17 protein-coding genes and 1 tRNA gene are annotated in these 20,026 nt (G+C 45.4%); 2 read left to right on the plus strand and 16 right to left on the minus strand.

The features are described from left to right. The 14 genes from HFM85_RS06695 to HFM85_RS06760 all read right to left on the minus strand — a co-directional run. On the minus strand, positions 1 to 424 hold a 424-nt coding region (locus tag HFM85_RS06695), incomplete at its 3' end, for a DUF3990 domain-containing protein (protein WP_173737638.1). 106 nt (positions 425 to 530) lie between these two features. Continuing rightward, entirely contained in the window at positions 531 to 2,303 is a 1,773-nt protein-coding gene (locus tag HFM85_RS06700) for an amino acid ABC transporter ATP-binding/permease protein (RefSeq protein WP_173737637.1), read from the minus strand. Beyond that, entirely contained in the window at positions 2,303 to 4,039 is a 1,737-nt protein-coding gene (locus tag HFM85_RS06705; RefSeq protein WP_173737636.1) for an ABC transporter ATP-binding protein/permease, read from the minus strand. Before HFM85_RS06705 ends, HFM85_RS06700 begins: the two co-directional genes overlap by 1 nt. 7 nt (positions 4,040 to 4,046) lie before the next feature. Then, positions 4,047 to 4,430 carry a YbaN family protein gene (locus HFM85_RS06710; RefSeq protein ID WP_173737635.1) on the minus strand — a complete coding sequence of 128 codons (384 nt, stop codon included), beginning with the start codon at positions 4,428 to 4,430 and terminating at the stop codon, positions 4,047 to 4,049. Positions 4,431 to 4,455: 25 nt separating this feature from the next. Next, positions 4,456 to 4,641, minus strand: a complete 186-nt coding sequence (locus HFM85_RS06715) for an ATP-binding cassette domain-containing protein (RefSeq protein ID WP_243873831.1) — start codon at positions 4,639 to 4,641, stop codon at positions 4,456 to 4,458. After that, complete coding sequence (locus HFM85_RS06720) at positions 4,628 to 4,765, minus strand: hypothetical protein (protein ID WP_173737634.1); 138 nt, start codon at positions 4,763 to 4,765, stop codon at positions 4,628 to 4,630. The genes HFM85_RS06715 and HFM85_RS06720 overlap by 14 nt, the downstream gene beginning before the upstream one ends. Before the next feature lie 259 nt (positions 4,766 to 5,024). Beyond that, complete coding sequence (locus HFM85_RS06725; protein WP_173737633.1) at positions 5,025 to 5,435, minus strand: HI0074 family nucleotidyltransferase substrate-binding subunit; 411 nt, start codon at positions 5,433 to 5,435, stop codon at positions 5,025 to 5,027. Then, entirely contained in the window at positions 5,419 to 5,712 is a 294-nt protein-coding gene (locus tag HFM85_RS06730; RefSeq protein ID WP_148447618.1) for a nucleotidyltransferase family protein, read from the minus strand. The genes HFM85_RS06725 and HFM85_RS06730 overlap by 17 nt, the downstream gene beginning before the upstream one ends. A 112-nt stretch (positions 5,713 to 5,824) precedes the next feature. Continuing rightward, complete coding sequence (locus HFM85_RS06735; protein WP_173737632.1) at positions 5,825 to 6,658, minus strand: hypothetical protein; 834 nt, start codon at positions 6,656 to 6,658, stop codon at positions 5,825 to 5,827. 10 nt (positions 6,659 to 6,668) lie between these two features. Then, a complete protein-coding gene (locus HFM85_RS06740; protein WP_173737631.1) occupies positions 6,669 to 7,502 on the minus strand; it encodes a metal-dependent transcriptional regulator in 834 nt (277 codons plus the stop codon). 153 nt (positions 7,503 to 7,655) lie between these two features. Then, positions 7,656 to 9,902 (minus strand): DNA gyrase/topoisomerase IV subunit A, encoded by a 2,247-nt coding sequence (locus HFM85_RS06745; RefSeq protein ID WP_173737630.1) that lies wholly within the window; start codon positions 9,900 to 9,902, stop codon positions 7,656 to 7,658. 15 nt (positions 9,903 to 9,917) lie between these two features. Further along, entirely contained in the window at positions 9,918 to 11,843 is a 1,926-nt protein-coding gene (locus tag HFM85_RS06750; protein WP_119240180.1) for a DNA gyrase/topoisomerase IV subunit B, read from the minus strand. Between the two features lie 261 nt (positions 11,844 to 12,104). Beyond that, complete coding sequence (locus HFM85_RS06755) at positions 12,105 to 14,006, minus strand: EAL domain-containing protein (RefSeq protein WP_330594767.1); 1,902 nt, start codon at positions 14,004 to 14,006, stop codon at positions 12,105 to 12,107. After that, complete coding sequence (locus HFM85_RS06760) at positions 13,996 to 15,669, minus strand: GGDEF domain-containing protein (protein WP_173737629.1); 1,674 nt, start codon at positions 15,667 to 15,669, stop codon at positions 13,996 to 13,998. The genes HFM85_RS06755 and HFM85_RS06760 overlap by 11 nt, the downstream gene beginning before the upstream one ends. A 236-nt stretch (positions 15,670 to 15,905) precedes the next feature. On the opposite strand from HFM85_RS06760, the gene HFM85_RS06765 reads away from it, so the two are divergent. Continuing rightward, positions 15,906 to 15,977: transfer RNA gene (locus tag HFM85_RS06765), tRNA-Glu, on the plus strand. A gap of 181 nt (positions 15,978 to 16,158) precedes the next feature. After that, on the plus strand, positions 16,159 to 17,328 hold the full coding sequence (locus tag HFM85_RS06770) for a ComEC/Rec2 family competence protein (protein ID WP_173737628.1): 1,170 nt from the start codon (positions 16,159 to 16,161) through the stop codon (positions 17,326 to 17,328). Between the two features lie 113 nt (positions 17,329 to 17,441). Here HFM85_RS06770 and HFM85_RS06775 read toward each other — a convergent pair whose 3' ends face one another. Both HFM85_RS06775 and HFM85_RS06780 read right to left on the minus strand, forming a co-directional pair. Next, entirely contained in the window at positions 17,442 to 17,786 is a 345-nt protein-coding gene (locus HFM85_RS06775) for a hypothetical protein (protein WP_173737627.1), read from the minus strand. An 83-nt stretch (positions 17,787 to 17,869) separates the two neighbouring features. Next, positions 17,870 to 20,023, minus strand: a complete 2,154-nt coding sequence (locus HFM85_RS06780; RefSeq protein WP_173737626.1) for an RNA degradosome polyphosphate kinase — start codon at positions 20,021 to 20,023, stop codon at positions 17,870 to 17,872. Positions 20,024 to 20,026: the final 3 nt, after the last annotated feature.

Consider the following 20,026-nt stretch of genomic DNA (forward strand, 5'->3'; position numbering starts at 1 on the left):
TGCAATTCATCTCACCACCTGAAGAGGTGGGAGAATTCTTGCTACATTTGTTAAATTTTACCAGTTCCCAGAAAGCAGATCTTGAAATCTTACCATCCAGATAGTTTTGCAGGTAATTGTAGATCGTATCATCTGCCATCGGTCCTTCCACAATATCATACTGATGTGCTTGTCCACTTCGACAGGAAATAATAAAGTCCAGCCATTCTTCTGTCATTTTCTCAAATCTAAGAATTTTTAATTCTGTATTTTCTGTATACTCGTACCTGTTAATGCATCCCTTTTCTCCATACCTTGTCGCCCACCGTTCTGCCTGTTTTTCGATATTCGTACAATAGAAGCCAAAGTAGAAATCTTTGTTAAATCGGGCTTTTCTGATTTCCGGATACTCTATTATATCTTTACTTCCATGATATAAAGTCATATGCACTCCTTTTCAGATTGGACTTAACACAATAGTTTCCTGGAGCTATTATAACAAATGTGTATCGAAAATCGCAATATATTTTACTCTCACAAGAGCATCTATATCACGACACTCTCCCATTCTCCATCTCATACACCACATCCGCTACTTTCATCGTAGAAGTTCTGTGTGACACCAGCACGACGGTACGGTTGGCTTTATCTTCCTTCAGGGATTTCAGGATGATGCCTTCGTTCAGGGAATCCAGATTGGAGGTTGGCTCATCCAGAAGAAGGAGCGGGCTGTCGTGGAGGAAGGCTCTTGCGATTCCGATTCTCTGCTTTTCACCGCCGGAGAGAGTGTCTCCCAGTTCTCCGACTTCTGTGTCATATCCTTTTGGAAGGGTCATAATGAAGTCATTGATGGAGGCTTTTTTTGCGGCAGCCATGATCTCCTCACGGGTTGCGCCTGGCTTTGCGATGGCGATATTGTTTGCGATGGAATCGTGGAACAGGTGGGTTTCCTGTGTCACATAGCTTTCCAGATCACGGAGCCTGCGTGTCGGGATCTCTTTTACATTTCTGCTATCTACGAAAATGCTGCCTGCACTTACATCCCAAAAACGCATCAGAAGCTTTAAAAGTGTGGATTTTCCGGAACCGCTGGCTCCATGGATACCGGTGATCTTACCCGGTGCAAGTTTCAGGGAGTAGTCGTCCAGGATGGTTTCATCTTCATATGCGAATGTCACACGAGAGGCTTCTGCACCTGTAAATCCATCACCGGATTCATCTTGTTTCTCCACATCATTAAACCTTCCAACTGCGTGAAACTCGATTCCATCCGGAATCTCCTCCACCAGTGGTTTCTCCTCCAGGAGCGAAAGCACACGCTCACCACTTGCCAGAGTCTGATTCAGGTTATTGGAAAGACTGGACAGTGCCACAACCGGGCCAAAAGATCCCATCATGGCAATGGTACAGGTCAGGATTCCGTCAAAACCGATCTCACCTTTTCCATAAAGATGGATCATCAGCGCCAGCATTCCAAAGGACGCAAGCAGAATCATCAGATTCGTAAATGATCTCTGAGAGCCTTCCATCCGGCTTAAGTCTTCCTGCATTCCCGCAAGCTTCCGAGAACGGTCAGACATCTGGCCTTTTCTCTTTTCACCCTGATCATACTGGATGGTTTCATCAAGACCGCGGAGAGAATCCAGCACAAAACTGTTCAGCTCACCAAACTCCGTACGGAATTCCATACCCTTCTGACTTCCATGCTTTCCATTCCACAGGGGAATCACCACACCTACGATCAGATAGGCGGTCAGAGCCAGAACTCCGGCAAGCACATGATATCTTCCGATAAAAACTACCATGATCACAGAAGTCAGTGTTGCAATAGCAATGGGGGAAATGGTATGCGCATAAAAAACTTCCAGAAGTTCAATATCCGTGGTGATAATGGAGATCAGGTTCCCTTTGTCACGACCTTCCAGCTTCGCAGGGCAGAGCTTACGCAAAACCGCAAATACCTTATGGCGGATGATCGCCAGAAGTTTAAACGCGATAAAATGGTTACAATACTGCTCCACATAATGAAGGACACCACGGAGCACCGCAATCAGGATCATAACGGCAATGATTCCTTTCACAGAAGTTCCGGCAAGCCAGGTACTCTTTATAACAACCTCCGGAATACCAGAAATCCCGGCACCTACTGCACTTCCTGCCAGGCCATGGAGGATCACCTGTCCTGCCAGGATGGTCAGAAAAATGGCACATAGGTATCCCACGGTTCCTAAAAGAATAGCCGCCAGCATAATATGGAGAAGGGGTTTCACCAGCCCGATAAGACTTCCCATAATGGCAATGGCACTTCTACGCTTCCTGGTCATCACACATTCCCCTCCTTTCCATAATTCTCCAGCGCCATCTGGCTCTCATACAGATGACGGTAATCGCCATCCAGAGTCATCAGCTCTTCGTGTTTTCCACGCTCTTTGATCTGGCCGTCTTTCAGAAAACAGATCTGATCAGACTCCACCACATTGGCAAGTCTGTGGGAGATCAGAAGCACGGTCTTTGTTTTTGCGATCTCATGGATCACATCCATGATCAGTTCTTCACTTTCCACATCAATATTGGAAGTTGCCTCATCCATGATGTATACCGGAGCATTTTTAAGAAGTGCTCTTGCGATCACAAGGCGCTGGCACTGACCCCCGGAAAGATTTCCCGCCTTTTCCAGAAGAACCGTATCCAGCCCGTTCTGGGTATCCAGAAATCCAAGGAGATTGACCTTTTTAAGGACCTCCCGCATTTCCTGATCCGTGGCATCCGTTTTTGCCATCTGAAGATTTTCACGGACTGTTCCCTTAAAGAGATAACTGTTGTGGAGCACCAGAACCACATGTTCCATCAGGTCATCTTCGCGAACGTCCCCGAGGGCAACTCCTCCGATACGGATATCACCGGAAAACTCCCGGTTCTTTCCGGAGAGGATTCCCGCAATGGTACTCTTACCACAGCCGGACTCTCCAACCAGGGAAACAAAACTTCCCGCAGGAACCTGAAGATCGATCCCGCCAAGGATCTCACGGTCCTTCTCATAGGAAAAATGCACATCCCGAAAAGAAATATCCAGACCGCCCTCCGGCAGAGTCTTCTCTCCGGCTTTCGGCTCTGAAATATCCAATATCCGGAAAATCTTATCACTGGCAGCCATACCGTTCATGGCAATATGAAAAAAGGATCCAAGCAGCCGCAGCGGCAGAAAAAACTCACTGGACAGAAGCACAATGCAGAGGGTTCCGGAAAGGTTTAAATTCCCATGTAGAAACTCCGTCACCGCCACCGCCATACCAATGGCCGCACCGCCGTAAGCCACAATATCCATCACACTGGTGGAATTCAGCTGCATGGTTAAAACCTTCATGGTGATCTGGCGGAACCGCTGGGACTCCGCATCCATCTCGTCTGCTTTCTGCTGGTCTGCCTGATAGATCTTTAAGGTAGTCAGACCCTGAAGATTTTCCAGGAAGGAATCTCCAAGTCCTGTATAAATGCTCCAGTATTTGTTAAGAAGCTTCCTGGCGATCTTCTGTACCACCACAATGGAAATGGGAATCAGCGGCACACAGATCAGAAGTACCACGCTGGCTTTTAAGCTCACCCGGCAGAGGATCACAAAGAGTGTTACCGGTGCGATCAGGCTGTAAAACAGCTGGGGGAGATATTTTCCGAAATAGGTTTCCAGCTGCTCCACACCTTCTGTGGAAACCTGCACCACTTCAGAGGAGGAAACCTGCTCTCTGTAGGAAGCACCCAGCTTCAGCATTTTTTCATAAATTTTTTCTCTGAGGATCCGCTTTACATCCACGCAGGCCAGATAGGACGACCTTGCGCCCATCCGCTCACAGAAGAAGCGGATTACAACAACCAGGATCAGCGTAAGAACTGTCCGTTTTACACTTTCTGAAGTAACGGAACCGTAAATCACTTTTTCCAGCAGCCCTGCAATGGAAAAAACGGCAATCACCTGGGACAGCAGGGCAAGCCACTGCCACAGGATCGTATACACGATATATTTTTTTGCGTGGGATAAAAGTCCCACCAGTCTTGTCTTGATCATTGGCTGCTCACACCTCCGGCTCCACAGTTTTTACTCTGAGGAAGAAATACAGAATGTGGCATACCCACACAACGGCTATGCAGATTCTTCCCACAGGCACATTTTTCATGCAGATAAATCCGATGACCATAACTACGGTCACCATGCCGATGATCTTGCATTTGGTTCCAAGCGTCATGGCTCTTTTCTGCACAAAACTGTCCAGATGTTTTTTATAAAGGTCTGTTCCTATAAACCAGGTATGGAGCCGTTCCGAGCTTTTTGCAAAGCAGAACAGCGTTGCCATATAAAAGGGAACCGTAGGCAGGATCGGAAGGACAACTCCGATGGTGCCAAGTCCAAGGCAAAGAAACCCCAGCAGGATCCAGAATATTTTCAATGGATTTCTCATTTTCTTTTCCTTTCTTATATACGCTTTAGACGGTTAAAACGAATTTACGTCCATCTACTCTTGCCACCTTCAGATCAATACCGTAAAGAGCATAGATGCTTTCCTCTGTGATGACCTCTTCCAGCTCGCCTTCTACGATCACTTTTCCTCCGGCAAGACCGATGATCTTATCAGAAAAATAGATGGACTGGTTGATATCATGAAGTATCATCGCTTACTTTCTTTACATTATTCCAGTCAAGACCAATGCAGGCATCCTGATACAGGATGACAGGCGAAGCCATAAATTCTTTCTTCTCATTTCTTTCCTCCTTATGTGGTAAGGTGTCGCACACCCTTCTTTTAAGCAGGCCAGGGCACATTCTCTCCTGTTACCCATGTCTAACTCTCTGCTGTCATTTAATCACAAGTGTTAGTTTGGGTCAACTATTTTTTCGTTTTCCGTTCCCTGCGGGAACCATTTATATTTTTCAAAAATCCTGTAAACATCAGCATTTCCGGATTTTTGGCACAAAAAAAAGCCGAATTTTTTTCATTTCGGCTTTTAATCGGTCATGGTCTGGCAGATATCTGCAACCCACGTTTGGTTAAGTTCTATTCCCATTCCTCTTCTACTTCCTGAAGTTTTTTCTTCAGAGTTCTCTCAAGCTCCAGAAAGGCAGGAAGGAAGCTGTCCCGGATCAGCAGGAGCATTTCGTCGATTTCTTCTTCGTTATATATGTGTACGGACGTATTACGCTTCTTCAGCATGAGGAGCCATACCTGCGCATCATCCACAAATCCCAGTTTGTAACCAAGCTGCAGGATTTCCCGAGGAGAACCTGTCTGTGCATCTGTCACACCATGCTGCTTCATCACTTCCTGCAATGCTTTCCATGCCAGCTCAAAAGTAAGATTAAACTGCCCGATCACCCCAGTCCGGTATATCTCGTTGTTATCTGCCATCTTGAAATCAGCATTCTTCAGTACGGTAAGACAATTTGAGAAATTATCGAGTTTTTTCATAAATCACGACCCCATCCTTTTTAATCTCATTTTCCAGCTCTTCAGATATCTGATGATCTGCTTCTACTATATCAAACATCAGAAGGGAATGCACCTTTTCTCTGATATCCCAGTAAAATGCATCAAAATCTCCGCCATACACCGCAATATCCACATCGCTTCTTTCTGTATTATCTCCTCTTGCACGGGATCCAAAGAGGATTACTTTTGTAACGGAATGTTTTCTGGCAAATGAGCAGATATCCTTTTGCACTCTTTCCGGAAGATCATATTTCATATGCTTATCACCTCTCAATATTTATAAGCATAGCATATTTCCATCTGCTTAACAATAAAAAAGGCACCAGCTTACGAAAAAGCCAGTGCCTTATATGCGGTTCTCCGGATTTCTACAGCCAGAACATCAGAAGTGCCGTACTCTCAGGCATGTGGGCTTTGCCTACGCTGCAGGTGACGGTAATAGAGACCATTCCTTTTACGTTGCCCTGGCGGGTCTTCATGAAGCGGCAGGCACTTAGGGGAATGCGGACTTTGCCATCACGGATGGTGGCTTCGTAGAGCTGTCCTTTGTCTACGTATTTCAGGGATGAGAGCCTTCCCCGCATATCTGCCCCGTCGATCCGGGAATAGGCGTGCATCTCACGGGTGGTCAGTTCCAACCAGTTTCCCCGGGTGTTGTTCCTGATGCGGGCAAGATGCTCGAACCCATTGTTTGCCATGGAAAGCTTTGTTGTGCCTTCTGTGTTCATCTGATAAATAGCGATTCCTACCTCGAAGCAGCCCTTTTCCAGCACATGATCCAGATAATAGAGGCTTCCTTCATCTGCATTTGTCTGGTTTCGGGATTCCTTTACCTGACTGGAATTTCTGGTCATGGTCATGAGAAGGCTGTAGTCTACGTTCTCTATGAGCTGTCTTGTTTTTTCGGGGATCTCGGGTGCCGGGATTCCGATCCGTTCCAGATAGGCACCGACTTCTTTCAGGATCCTCTGGTATGTTTTCAGTGCACGAGTACCTTTTTCAGTAAATTCATAGCCTTCGTTCAGGTATCCTGCGCCGATGCATTCTTTAAAGAAACGGCTTACCGGTCCGTGACTGACTCCGCAGGTATCGGCGATCAGTGCCACGCTGCCTCGTTTTTTGCCTATTTTTGCAAGTTCTGACAGATATCGTATCTGCAGCATGGATGGGTGGAGCAGTCCTTCGGTGTTTTCTTTTTCCATAATCTTCCTCCTACCAGATATGTACATCCAGCTCCCGGCTATTCCATTCCATGGGTTTCTCGTCTTCTCTGGCAAATGCCACAAGAGCGGTTCCCTCTATGACCGGGTCGTGATGCCGGAGAAAATATTGAAATACGCTGGTAGGGATCAGTGGGTTTCCGTCTTTTTCGGCAGCTTTCATCCAGCCAGTCTCCGGGTCCTGGTACCAGAGGTCCAGACGGTTCTTTGTCTGGTCTGTGCAAAGGAGTTCGAAGTAGCTGTCCTCTTCTTTTACGTGGAGGCAGATCTGCTCCCGGTAGTCTTTAAATTCTGTGGTCAGCCTTCTCGGGCAGGTTTTTTCCATGTAGTAAATGCCCATCATGAAGGTGTAGTCTCCCGGTTCGTAGTAATACCGGAGGTCTGTGTTTTTCATGACACGCTCAAAGGTGCTTCCGTAGTTGATGAAATTATGGATCTGCTGCACGGTTTCTTCGCTTACTACATGCTCCATGCGGCAGGCGTCTTCTTCTGCGGTTTCGCTGTTTACACCTACATACTCCAGAAACTGGGTGAAGGTTTCATGACGGTGGCGGCATTCTTCTCCGCGCATGCGTCCCAGTTCTGTGAGACAAACGTAGGAGTTTTTTTCTTCTGTTTTTACATAGCCCCGTGCGGAGAGCTGCTTCAGATAGGCCAGCACTTCCCTCCGGGTCATCTCCATCCGCCCACAGATCTCCGGAATGGTGATCCGGGCGTCCTTTTTTGCAAGAGAACAGAGCTCTTCCAGCATGTCTTCTTCGGTTTCTCTTTTGGAAGAGGGCATGCTGTGACCCAGTTCTTCTGTGAAATCCTGATCATTTTTCATGGTTTTTCTGTTCTGAACTTTATTTGTATTTGCGGCTGTGTTAGTTCAGGCTAATTGTTATTATAGGAGATGGGCTGCGGGGATGTCAAGAGGGTAAAAAAATCCCACCAGCTGGATTACAGGATTGTTGTAATTTAGCTGGTAGGATGATGATCACACTCTCGGCTTCACACCTTTGGTGTCTCGCTTGGCGAGCTTGACTTTGTTGAGTACGTATGGTTTGTCATGGTAGGTAATAGCATACTCCTGGCGGCTTTCCAGGAGGTAGGCATGGTGGATGCGGTCTTCGCCGGTAAGCTTCATGCCGCGGACACCCATGGCGTTTTTCCTGGTGACGGAGATCTCGGTTTTCATGATACGAAGAAAGTATCCCTTTTCAGACTGGAACACAACCTGATCCATCTCGTCCGCTGCTCCTACGAATACAAGACGATCCTCCTCTGCAAGCTTGGTGGAAACAATGGTACGCTTGGAAGCACGGAACTCTTCTCCTTTTACCAGCTTGCACATACCGTTCTCTGTAACAAAGAGTACTGTGGAGGCTGCCACCTGGCTCAGTGGTGCCACATAAAGGATCTGCTCGGAAGTACTGTCATAATTACCCAGATTATCTGCCGGAACACCTTTATCACGGAAACGTACCAGCGGGATATCCTCTGCCTTCACTGTATGGAGCTTGCCGGTATCTGTAAAGATACAGATCTTGTCCGTGTTCATGCAGGTAAAGACATAGCGGCTCTCTGCGTGAGCGGCTTCTCTATTACGCTCGTAGGCGTTCTTGTCAATGAGACGCATATATCCGAAACGGTCCATCAGGAAGCAGACTTCGGTCTCTTCCATCTTCTTCTCCTCATAAACAGCTTCCTCTGCGTTTTCAATGGAAGTCTTACGCTTACTGCCGTATTCCTTCTTGATCTGATCCAGTTCTCCCATGATCACTGCTGCCATGGAATCATAATTGTTCAGGATATCCTCATAGGTAGCAATGTTCTTCATGGTTTCCTCATGCTCCTTCATCAGGGCATCGATTTCCAGACCGATCAGCTTGTAGAGGCGCATGTCCAGGATAGCTGTGGCCTGTTTCTCTGTAAATTTCAGAGATTTTGCAGCTTTCTCAGAGGTTTTGGTCTTGAATTTAATCCCTTCTGTAACACCGTCAGTCAGACATTTCTTTACCTGGTCGCGGCTCTTGCTGCCACGGAGTATCTCGATGATCAGATCGATCACATCACAGGCCTTGATCAGACCTTCCTGGATTTCTCTCTTCTCCTGTTCTTTTGCAAGAAGTGTATTGTACTTTCTGGAATTGACTTCAAATACAAAGTCCACATGATGGGCAATGATCTGTTTCAGTCCCAATGTCTCCGGTCTTCCGTCTGCAACTGCCAGCATATTGACACCGAAGGTATCCTCCAGTCTGGTTTTCTTGTAGAGCATGTTGGTAAGGTTCTCAACATCTGCGTCACGCTTCAGTTCCAGAACAATACGGATTCCTTCTTTAGAGGACTGGTTGGAAATATCCACGATATCTGTGGTCTTCTTGGTTTCCACCAGGGTTGCGATATCATTGAGGAATTTTCCGATGTTGGCCCCGATCATGGTATATGGAATCTCTGTGATCACCAGCTGCTGACGGCCGCCCTTTAATTTCTCCACTTCCACACGTCCACGGATACGGAGCTTGCCTGTTCCGGATTCATAGATTTTTACAAGGTCATCCTTATTTACTACGATACCACCTGTCGGAAAATCCGGACCCTTGAGATAACGCATCAGCCCACGGGTGCTGATATCATTGTTCTTCATATATGCCTTCACCGCATCCACCACTTCCCCGAGGTTGTGAGACGGGATACTGGTAGCCATACCAACGGCGATTCCGTCTGCTCCGTTTACAAGGAGATTCGGAATACGCACCGGAAGTACTACAGGCTCCTTCTCTGTTTCATCGAAGTTCGGCATAAAGTCCACAACGTTCTTATCCAGGTCTTCCAGAAAAACCTCCTGGGTCAGCTTCTCCAGGCGAGCTTCTGTGTATCGCATGGCTGCGGCTCCATCTCCCTCAATAGAGCCGAAGTTTCCATGTCCGTCTACCAGTGTGCGACCCTTCTTAAATTCCTGTGCCATAACTACAAGGGCATCATAAATGGAGCTGTCTCCATGAGGATGATATTTACCCATGGTATCTCCAACGATACGGGCACATTTACGGTACGGGCGGTCGTAGCGGATACCAAGCTCATACATATCGTAAAGGGTACGGCGCTGTACCGGCTTCAGTCCGTCACGTACATCCGGCAGTGCTCTGGAAATGATAACGCTCATGGCATAATCGATATATGATTTCTGCATGATCTCCGCATAATCTGTGCGGATGATATTGTCCTGTTTTGTATTCATAATTTATTCTCCCAATCAAATATCCAGCTCTGCATCTGTAGCATGCTCGTAGATAAAGGCCTTACGTGGCGGAACATCGCTTCCCATCAGGATCTCTGTCACATCAGAAGCCATACGCGCATCTTCGATCTCCACACGCTTCATCATCCTGGTCTCCGGATTCAGTGTGGTCTCCCACAGCTGCTGGGCATCCATCTCACCAAGGCCTTTATATCTCTGGAGTGTGAAGCTTCCCGGTTTATGGCTCTTACGATATTTCTCAAGGGCCTTATCATCGTAGAGATATTCCTCCTGCCCCTTCTTCGGCATCACCTTATAAAGAGGCGGCATAGCGATATACACATGCCCCTCATAAATAAGCTCTGGCATAAAACGGTAAAACAAGGTCAGAAGCAGGGTGGAAATATGCGCACCATCCACGTCCGCATCGGCCATGATTACGATCTTATCATAACGAAGCTTGGTAATATCAAAATCGTTTCCGTAGCCTTCAGAAAAACCACAGCCGAATGCATTGATCATTGTCTTGATCTCTGCATTGGCCAGCACCTTATCAATGGTAGCCTTTTCTACGTTAAGGATCTTACCGCGGATCGGAAGGATTGCCTGATAGTTACGGTCTCTGGCTGTCTTGGCAGAGCCGCCGGCAGAATCTCCCTCTACAATAAAGATCTCACAGAGAGACGGATCTTTCTTTTCGCAGTTAGCAAGCTTGCCATTGGAGTCAAAAGAATATTTCTGCTTGGTGAGGAGATTGGTCTTGGCACGTTCTTCTGTCTTACGGATCCTTGCTGCCTTCTCTGCGCAGGAAAGTACAGTCTTTAATGTCTCAAGATTTCGATCAAAGAAGAGCACAAGCTGTTCTCCCACAACTTTACCTGTAGCTCTTGACGCATCCTGGTTGTCAAGCTTGGTCTTGGTCTGTCCTTCAAAACGGGGCGCGGGATGCTTGATAGATACAACTGCTGTCATGCCGTTTCGGATATCTGCTCCTGTAAAGTTCGGATCTTTATCTTTCAGCACACCGATCTCACGTGCATAAGTATTCATAACTGTTGTAAAAGTTGTCTTAAATCCTGTGAGATGGGTACCGCCCTCTGCATTATAAATATTGTTGCAAAATCCAAGAACATTCTCACGGAACTCATTGGTAAACTGAAAAGCCACCTCAACACTGATCCCATCTGCTTCACCTTTGAAATATACCGCTTCATGAAGAGGCTGTGCATTCTTATTCAGATCACGAATAAAACCAACGATTCCTTCCGGCTCGTGATATTCGATATCTTCCGGTGTCTCGCCTCTTCTGTCCTCAAAATGGATGGTAAGTTCCGGATTCAGATAAGCAGTCTCATGAAGACGGCTCTTCACATCAGCTGCCCCGAAACGAGTCTTCTCAAAGATCTCCGGATCGGGAAGGAAATTGACGCAGGTTCCTGTTTCTTTCGTCTTCCCCAGTTTCGGAAGAAGGCCTTCCTCCAGCTCAATAGTCGGGATTCCTCTCTCATAGTGGTCATGATGTATATAACCGTCACGGCTGATCTTAATGTCCAGATATGTGGACAAAGCGTTTACTACTGATGATCCCACACCATGAAGACCGCCGCTTGTCTTGTATGCGGAATTATCAAACTTACCGCCTGCATGAAGGGTTGTAAAAACAAGACGCTCTGCTGATACTCCCTTGGCATGCATGTCAACCGGGATTCCACGTCCGTTATCTTCTACTGTACAGGAACCGTCCTTCTCAAGAACTACATGGATCCGGCTGCAGTATCCTGCAAGATGCTCATCCACCGCATTATCCACGATCTCGTATATCAGATGGTTCAGTCCCTTTCTGGACACGCTTCCGATATACATACCGGGACGTTTACGTACGGCCTCAAGGCCTTCCAGGACAGAGATACTGCCCGCATCATAAGTGTCTTTCTTTGCCATTCCACTGATTCCTTTCTTTTTTGTTTCGAACATTTGTTTGTATTATATCAAAAATATTTATTATTTTCAATTGTTTTTTTATTGCAACAGCTTATCTATTCTATCAAAAGAGCCTCGAAACTGCAAGCAAAAACAGGAAACACTGCTCTTTTCGGGAATGCTGGCGTTACTGTTCTTTCCACAGCCAGTAACATATTATCCTTAAAAAAGTATGTTTCCTGTTTCTTCAATATTTCTTTATTTGTCAGTCAAACAGAGCTGTCACGAAATTTTTTCAAGAAGTTTTTTCTTATCTAAGGGCTTCGAGAAATAATATCCCTGGATCATATCCACTCCCCATTTTTCCAGAAGCTTTACTTCCTCTTCTGTCTCTGCACCTTCTGCGATCACCTTGTAGCCCATATGCTGCATGGTCATTACAATACTGTGATAAAAAAGTGCCGCCTGTTTATCCGTACAGACGTTCATCAGAAGCGATCTGTCCATTTTTACTGCCGAAAACGGGATCCGCAGCACAGCATTCAGATTGGCATAACCAGAACCGAAATCATCCAGGCACATATGTATTCCTGCTTCCGCAAAATCCTCGATAGCTGTACAGAAACTCTCACTGTATTCCGTAGCTACCGTTTCTGTGATCTCAAACTGAAAATACGCAGGATTCAGACCATATTCCTGTATGATCCCGATAAGCACGCGGCTGTATCCAGGCTTCATAAGTTCAGAAGGAGACAGATTAAATTTCACATTCCAGATGTTCTGCATAATATACTCGTGCTCTTTGATAAAACAGCAGACTCTTCGAAGCTGCAGTTTTCCAACCTCTGAGATCAGTCCCTGTTTTTCTGCGATCCCGATAAAAACATCCGGCGGGATCATCCCCAGTGTAGGATGTTTCAAACGGCTCAGTGCCTCAAGTGTAATAAAACTCTGTTTTTTTATGGAGTAAACCGGCTGATAATATACCTCAAACAGATCCTCTTCTACTGCCTTCCTTAAAAAATGCTCCACTTCCTGTTCATACCGGAATCCTTCCAGGAGTCTGCTGTCCGACTGGATCAGCACCGTATCTTCCGTATTCTGGGAAAGTGATCCCATATATTCAATATATGCAAGAAGAATATCTTCTTTTTCCATTTTCTCAGCATTCATGATCCCGCAGATTGCTGCATGCAACGTCACATTTTCTTTTCCTATATGGAACGGTTTTTTCAGAAATTCTCTTATTTCATCTCTGGCTTTTTCGTAATCAGACAGGGAATCCAGCACTACCAGAAAACTGTTTCCTGTAACGCGGAACACCTGGAGAGATCCTGTGATCTCCTGAATCCCTTTTGCCAGCTGGATCAAAAGCTGGTCGCCTGCACTTGTACCATAAATCCTGTTGATCTGCTTCATATCGCAGGCATCAACAGCCAGCAGATGAAAACTATCTTTCCTGTATATTTTTTCTCCGATCCATTTGTCAAAATACTGCTTGTCAAAAAGCCCTGTCATACTGTCCGTGTAATCTCCGGGATTGTTTAAAGTCAGATAAATAAGCCATAATCCTGCTGCCACTCCAAAACCAGTAAGCAGCCATCTTCCTGTCAGAAGCTGAACAGCAAGACAGCCTGTCTCAATTCCAAGAAATCTCCAGATCGTCTGCCTGATCTCCTCCTCTGCTGTTTTTCCATAACGCGCAGTAAAATATGCAATGATCAGAGCAAAAAATGCTGTATAAACATAGATCATGTCATGAAAAAAACCTTTCGTCAGCAGACCATTTTTATTAAAATCAAACAGCCATCTGATCCTGATGTTCAGAAGTACAGCAAGGCACATGCCTACCGGTACAACGAACCATGCAGTTTTCAGCCATTTATATTTCTCTTTCTGTCTTCCTGTGATAATACGTACATAGCAGAAAAACATATAGGGAAGTATCACCGTACAGAGATAGTACAGAGTAAAAACAACTTCTGCTGTCTGCCGCCTTGTCCCACATCCTTTTTCTGCAAAAAATCCGCAGATCAGATCCAGCGCCACATAAATACCACCCAGAGCCAGAAAATTCGCAAAAAGCCGGTTTTCTACATTGCTCAGTCTTTTATGAGAAAAATAGTGGGCCGAGATCAATGCTATCAGGACAAGCGCTGTTACCTGAAAATAATTAGTATACACTTTTTTCCTCCTTCTTTTTGTTCTCATAAAGCTTCTGGTCTGCCTCATATTTCCAGTCCCCAATGGTTTTATAGCTTCCATCGGGTTTTCTGAGACAGCTGCTCCCTGCAGATAAAGAAACACGGCATCTGCCAGATTTCTCACTGTTTCCTGCTTCTTTTTTCAGCTGTTCCAGCCAGAACCATTCCGGTTTCTCCGGATCACGGACAAGCACCGCAAATTCATCGTCTCCAATACGATAACAGGTGCCTTTCTCCCGAAAAACATTCTCAATACATCTGGCAGAAGCTGCTACCAGTTCATCTCCCAGTCCCCGCCCGAATTCCTTATTTGTAAAGCGGAGATGATCAATATGAATATAAATAAGAAGAATATCCTGATATTCTCCAGTGTGAACGACCATCTCTTCGAGGGCTTTTTCAAATCCTGTTCTTGTCTCAAACCCTGTCAGTCCATCTTCTCTGACAAGACGTTCGTAGGCCTGGGTTTCCATACGGTAACGGATATTATCTGCCATTTCCATAACAACATCTGCAATAAGGAGTACCAGAAATGCCAGAATTCCCAGTTCAAAGATTGCACCATAATAAGGAATCTCAAACAGCCAGTACAGAAGCAGTGCGCTTAATCCGCTTGCCCCTACAATAACATAGGCTATAAGAAGAAAGAGCAGTTCTTTTCTCTTCTCCTGCCTGTACTCCCGTATCAGAAGCACTGCCAGGATCAGTACCCACGTAAAAAGCAGGATGTGGGTAACAAACAGCATATTTGTGAACTGTGCGATCCCCAAAAGCACCAGGATTCCCTGCACCAGTGCATTACAGTAAAAGGCCTGGATTCCGATATCCAGGATCTTGTATCTTGACATGTTTCCCATCTTCTGCTGAAAATGGATCATCGGCACGGCAAACAGCATAAACATGTAAAAAGATACCAGACATAAAGCATCAGGACTGCTGCTATAGCTCTGTGCCATAGAAGAATCTGTTACCAGCCATATACTGCACATCCCAAGAAACAGAGCTACATCCCGGAACCGGCCACCTGACATCTTCCGATTTCTCAAATAGAGAAAAATACACAACGCAACTGCACATAATACGATCATGACAACTGCCGCTCCCAGTGGAATGATTTCTTTTTTCAGCTGGTACAGTGCCACTGCTCTGCCAGTTCCTATGTAGACCTGATCGATCTTGTACTTTCCGCGCTGTGGAGTATGGTAGCTTAAAGTCAGTACTCTTCCCTTCGTGTCATTTCCCAGAGGTGCAATGCAGTCCAGTTTGGATTTCATCTGGGTATTCCGTGCAAAAAGTGCTTCTTTATACTGGTACAGGATCTTTCCGTCCAGACGGATCACAAGGTCATACTGTGCGCCTGTAGTTATCACCGTCATCTCTGCATTATCTTCGCCCGGATTTTCATTATAAAGGATGAGTGATTCTCCTTTTTGGGCTGGCAGTTCTGCCGGAAGGGTGATATCTTTTCGTACTCCATCTTCTATATAATACCATCCACCGGACAACGGCTGCACCTGTTCCTGTTTCTGCCAGATCCCACCCTCGCAGAATATCAGAAACAGCAGTACAAAAACGGCAAACGTAGCAAAAAGCAAAACCGTTTCCAGCTTCCGTCCTGTATTTTTTTTTGTTTTGTAAGTCATTTTTTTCCTCTTTTAACCGTTCATAATCTTTTCTTTTTACTCTCTGTGTTCTATCATAACATCAATACAATTTTCCGTCAAAAAAATTGTCAAAAATGTTCAATAAATATATATAAAAAATTTTTTCAAAAAAGCAAAAAAAGTACTTGCATTTTGAAAGAAAGTGTTATATACTAACGAAGTCGGTTGAGGGAAACAACAAAGGTCGCAATCAAACGACAATAAATAATGAATATGGCCAGTTGGTCAAGGGGCTAAGACGCCGCCCTCTCACGGCGGAAACACGGGTTCGATTCCCGTACTGGCTATTGCGTAGAAGCAGTTAGAAACCTTATTCTAACTGCTTTTTTCATTGTTCTGGAAGTGATGAAAAACAAGAGTATCATCAAAAATGTCATCAGAATATGTGTTCTGATTATTTTTTGCATTTTTTTCTCTTCTGTTTTATAATTTTTTTGTAAAAATACTTCAGATAAGGGGTGACTTCTCATGCATCACAAACTTTCTTTTCGCAGAAAGCTGCAGACATTTTTGCTTTCGCTGCTGCTTATTCTGCTGACAGCCGCAGGAGTTCCCTCTGCTGCTTATACAGCTGAGGCCGCTTCTGCTGACACGACAATGGCTGTTCATTTTCTGGACGTGGGACAGGGACTTTCTATTCTGGTTCAGTCCCAGGGAGAAAATCTTCTGTATGACGGAGGCGACCGGGGACATTCCAGTTTCGTTGTTTCCTATCTGCAGAAGCAAAATGTTTCCACTATTGACTATATGATCTCGTCTCATTACGATGAGGATCACGTAGCCGGACTCGTTGGATGCCTGGACAATTTTTCCGTAAAAAATGTGATCGGTGCGGATTATGTGCAGGATACAAAGATCTATCAGTCTTTTGAAAACGAGGTTTCTTCCCAGGGACTTAACGTCCAGCATCCTGATCCTGGTACGGATTTTTCTTTTGGAAGCGGTAAGTTTACAGTTCTTTCTCCTCAGTCCATCAGCAGCAATGATAATGACAATTCTGTTGCTATCCGACTGGAAAACGGAAGTAATCATTTTCTTTTTACAGGGGATGCTGAATCTGCCGGTGAGGAAGCTATCTGTGATCTTGGCCTTGATCTTTCCTGTGACGTGATCGTTCCAGGACATCATGGCTCTGCTACTGCCACTACCTGGGATCTTCTTCAGCAGACAGTTCCTGAATATGCAGTGATCAGCTGCGGCGCAGGAAACTCTTACGGACATCCTCATAAGGATACTATGGATAAACTCTCTGATATGGGAATCCAGGTATTCCGGACGGATGAGCAGGGCACTGTCATTGCTGTCAGCGACGGAAACGATATCCAATGGAACCAGAATCCCTGTAATGATTATTCAGCCGGAGATGAGACAGATATCGGTACGCAGCCTTCCTCTGCTTATGGCAGCAGCAGTTCAGCCAGTTCCGATTATATTTCTGATGCTGCGGCTGGCGCAGATTCTTCTGCAAATGTTCAGGCTGATCCGGAGCCAGTCGGGGATATGGTATGGATTTCTGCTACAGGAAGCAAATATCACAGGATTCCAAACTGCGGAAATATGAATCCTGATAATGCCACAGAGATGACCCGTTCCCAGGCAGAAGCCGCCGGGTATGGAGCTTGTAAGAAATGTTATTGATGTAGCTTTATTATCTAATAAAGGACAGCGGTATCATATGTAAGTGTATATGATATCACTGTCCTTTTCTTTATGTATCTTATCTGATTATTTCTCTTATGTACGATTTCTGCTTAGACGTGGATAGATTCCTGTATCTGCGGAATTATGCCTTTCGCCTGCAGCAGCACTACAATAGTATCCTGCGTGTCTTTCAGATGCTTAATGTCTACATTAACCAGATGGTCAAATTTCTTCTCCAGCAATCTCTGACGTCCCTCCAGTGTATCCTGACGATTTTTGATAGCAAGCAATTCTCTGTCAATTCCATCAAGTCTTACATCAATGCCGTCTAATCGATTATCAATGCCATCTAATCGATTATCAATGCCGTCCAACCTGCTGTCAACACCGTCCAAACGTAGAAATATCTGCTTCTGGCCTTCAACTAGCATCTCCAGCATTTCTCTGTCTGTCATAAAATCTATCCTCCCTTCTCGTATGATGCTCACAGTATAGCACAATACGGTCCGGCATTCAAGCACATATCGTTCTTATTTTTTCATTCTTCCACATCCTCCGCAGGTTCGGCCGGAACAAAGACTCTCTTCTTTTCTTTTTTCTCTTTCTTTACAGCCTTTGCCCTCTCTGTAGCTTCGCGGCAGAATTCCATCTGGGAATTTACCAGGGTTTTACCTCTTTTATCCTGCTTCTCATAGTTTCCGGAAGGCTGCAGGATATGAGCCTTTACATTATCGCGGAATTCCAGATCCAGCACATGTAGGATCTCTTCCTTGATGGCCTCATCTTCCACAGGAAAAACGATCTCCACACGACGATCAAGGTTACGTGGCATCCAGTCTGCGCTGCCCATGTAGATTTCATCTGCTCCACCATTCTTAAAATAAAAGATCCGGCTGTGTTCCAGGAAATTGCCGACAATAGAACGCACATGGATATTTTCGCTGATGCCCGGGATTCCCACTTTCAAGCAACAAATACCTCTCACCAGAAGATCGATCTTCACTCCACAGGAAGAAGCATAATACAAAGCAGCCATGATCACAGGATCACAGAGAGAATTCATCTTTGCCACAATATGAGCTTCCTCTCCGTTCTTCGCATGCTCTGCCTCTCTCTCGATCATCTTTACAAAACGGTCTTTCATCCAGATCGGCGCAACGATCAGCTTGTTCCAGCGTTTCGGCTCTGAATATCCGGAAAGCATATTAAATACAGCTGTTGCATCCTCACCGAACCGCTCATCACAGGTAAAAATACCGCAGTCTGTATAAAGCTTCGCTGTGGAATCATTATAGTTTCCGGTTGCAAGATGCACATATCTGCGAATTCCATTCTCTTCTCTGCGCACCACCAGGGTAATCTTGCTGTGGGTCTTCAGGCCGACCAGACCATAGATTACATGGCAGCCTGCTTTCTCCAGCATCTTCGCCCAGACGATATTATTCTCCTCATCAAAACGTGCTTTCAGTTCTACCAGAACGGAAACCTGCTTGCCATTCTCAGCTGCCTGTGCAAGTGCCGCAATAATAGGGGAATTGCCGCTGACACGGTAAAGTGTCTGCTTGATTGCCAACACATCCGGATCTTTTGCTGCCTGGCGCACAAAATTTACCACAGGATCAAAACTCATATACGGATGATGAAGAAACACATCGCCCTCACGGATCACCTGAAAAATATCTTTATCATTCTGGAATGCAGGCACTGCTGCAGGTTTATATTTCGGCTCTTTGAACTGATCGTAGCCGTCAATGCCGTAAACCTTCATCAGCATGGTAAGATCCAGCGGTCCATTGATAAAGAAGATATCATCTCCATGAACCTGAAATTCCATTTTCAGGATATCCAGAAGTCTGGAGTCCATCTTATCTTCCACTTCCAGACGGATCACCTCACCCCACTGACGTTTTTTCAGCTGTTTCTGAATTTCCACCAGAAGATCCTCAGCCTCATCCTCATCAATGGAAAGATCTGCATTACGCATAATTCTGTATGGATGCGCACAGATCACATCATAGCTCAAAAACAGCTTATCAATGTTTCGTTCGATGATCTGCTCCAGAAGAGTCACTGTTGTATGGCCTTTCTTCTCAGAAGGGATGATTACCACTCTCGGAAGTACGGAAGGAACCTGCACTGTAGCAAAATCAATCTCTTCTTTGCCTTTTTTTGTATCTTTTTTGGAAAGGAGTGCTCCGATGTTCAGTGTCTTATTTCGGATCAGAGGAAACGGTCTGGATGAGTCCATAGCCATCGGCGTGAGGACCGGATATACATTATCCTCAAAATACTGATCCACGAACTCTTTCTGTTTCTCGGAAAATGCCTCATGTTCAAAAATCACATGAAGCCCTGCTTTCTCCAGGGCAGGAACCAGAGACCTGTTTAATGTACTGTACTGCACATGAACCAGGTCGTGGGTCTGCTGGCTGATGGCCTTCAGCTGTTCCTTTGATGTCATTCCTGCAATGTCTGTTTTCTTATATCCTGCATGAACCTGATCTTTCAGGGATGCCACACGGACCATGTAGAACTCGTCCAGATTGGAGGATGTGATGCTTAAAAATTTCAGTCTCTCAAAGAGAGGCAGACTTTTGTCCCTGGCCTCACTTAAAACTCTGTCATCAAACTTGATCCAGCTTAATTCCCTGTTTACAAAATATTCCGGTTTTTCAAATTCTTTAAATTTCATACC

Source organism: Blautia schinkii (assembly GCF_013304825.1).
In the GTDB taxonomy this organism is placed as follows: Bacteria; Bacillota; Clostridia; order Lachnospirales; family Lachnospiraceae; genus Blautia_A; species Blautia_A schinkii_B.

Coding starts and splice junctions, on each gene's coding strand:
- HFM85_RS06700 (WP_173737637.1), bottom strand. CDS start 2,303: ATGACCAGGAAGCGTAGAAGTGCCATTGCCATTATGGGAAGTCTTATC.
- HFM85_RS06705 (WP_173737636.1), bottom strand. CDS start 4,039: ATGATCAAGACAAGACTGGTGGGACTTTTATCCCACGCAAAAAAATAT.
- HFM85_RS06710 (WP_173737635.1), bottom strand. CDS start 4,430: ATGAGAAATCCATTGAAAATATTCTGGATCCTGCTGGGGTTTCTTTGC.
- HFM85_RS06715 (WP_243873831.1), bottom strand. CDS start 4,641: ATGATACTTCATGATATCAACCAGTCCATCTATTTTTCTGATAAGATC.
- HFM85_RS06725 (WP_173737633.1), bottom strand. CDS start 5,435: ATGAAAAAACTCGATAATTTCTCAAATTGTCTTACCGTACTGAAGAAT.
- HFM85_RS06730 (WP_148447618.1), bottom strand. CDS start 5,712: ATGAAATATGATCTTCCGGAAAGAGTGCAAAAGGATATCTGCTCATTT.
- HFM85_RS06735 (WP_173737632.1), bottom strand. CDS start 6,658: ATGGAAAAAGAAAACACCGAAGGACTGCTCCACCCATCCATGCTGCAG.
- HFM85_RS06740 (WP_173737631.1), bottom strand. CDS start 7,502: ATGAAAAATGATCAGGATTTCACAGAAGAACTGGGTCACAGCATGCCC.
- HFM85_RS06745 (WP_173737630.1), bottom strand. CDS start 9,902: ATGAATACAAAACAGGACAATATCATCCGCACAGATTATGCGGAGATC.
- HFM85_RS06750 (WP_119240180.1), bottom strand. CDS start 11,843: ATGGCAAAGAAAGACACTTATGATGCGGGCAGTATCTCTGTCCTGGAA.
- HFM85_RS06760 (WP_173737629.1), bottom strand. CDS start 15,669: ATGACTTACAAAACAAAAAAAAATACAGGACGGAAGCTGGAAACGGTT.
- HFM85_RS06770 (WP_173737628.1), top strand. CDS start 16,159: ATGCATCACAAACTTTCTTTTCGCAGAAAGCTGCAGACATTTTTGCTT.
- HFM85_RS06775 (WP_173737627.1), bottom strand. CDS start 17,786: ATGACAGACAGAGAAATGCTGGAGATGCTAGTTGAAGGCCAGAAGCAG.
- HFM85_RS06780 (WP_173737626.1), bottom strand. CDS start 20,023: ATGAAATTTAAAGAATTTGAAAAACCGGAATATTTTGTAAACAGGGAA.